Origin of the sequence: Alteromonas aestuariivivens, from assembly GCF_003367475.1 — a bacterium.
GTDB lineage: Bacteria > Pseudomonadota > Gammaproteobacteria > Enterobacterales > Alteromonadaceae > Alteromonas > Alteromonas aestuariivivens.
Genome location: NZ_QRHA01000035.1, coordinates 1 through 550, shown reverse-complemented (window position 1 = coordinate 550; position 550 = coordinate 1). Strand labels below are relative to the sequence as shown.

The 550-nt window shown below is 42.7% G+C and carries 1 protein-coding gene; it reads right to left on the bottom strand.

The genetic code is table 11. From position 1 onward, the window contains the following. Positions 1–140: 140 nt before the first annotated feature. A complete protein-coding gene (locus DXV75_RS17160) occupies positions 141–317 on the bottom strand; it encodes a hypothetical protein (protein WP_181898462.1) in 177 nt (58 codons plus the stop codon). Between the last annotated feature and the right edge of the window lie 233 nt (positions 318–550).

The window sequence follows — 550 nt, the reverse complement described above, 5'->3', positions numbered from 1 at the left end:
TAACGCCCACATAAGTGGCAACAAAACGTAGCGGCGATTTTGGTTAAACTTGCGAAGCACAAAACTAAATCGCCGCGTAGTTTTGGCGTCCCAGCCAGCTTGCTGGCGACTTGATGTGCTTGTTAGGCTGCTGGCTTTAACTACTGGCTATTCTTTGCCTTGTTTTTGATAGGGAATAGCTTTAACCAAAATGCAGCTTCAAATGCGAAACCTAAGATGACAAATATAAACAAGCCTGTGGTATTACCATAACTGTATGAGCCAATGGCCACTACCAGCAGTGCAAAAGCTATTAAATAGCGATATAGATTTTTCATGTGATTCCTTATCGTTTCGTCAGCCTTCTTAGCTACGTAGTCCACCTTACTTGCAACAATCGAAATTTCAACAACTTAGAAAAAATGGTTACAACTTAAAGCCGAGCCTCCGAAATAAAGAGTTACCATTACGCAATCAGAAAATGGAAGCTTAGTTACTAACCAGATGATAAGCGGCCTAACGCTCAAAGCAAGCGCGCGGTACGCGTCGCCTTGCCTTTGCTTGTTAGCTA

Coding starts and splice junctions, on each gene's coding strand:
- DXV75_RS17160 (WP_181898462.1), bottom strand. CDS start 317: ATGAAAAATCTATATCGCTATTTAATAGCTTTTGCACTGCTGGTAGTG.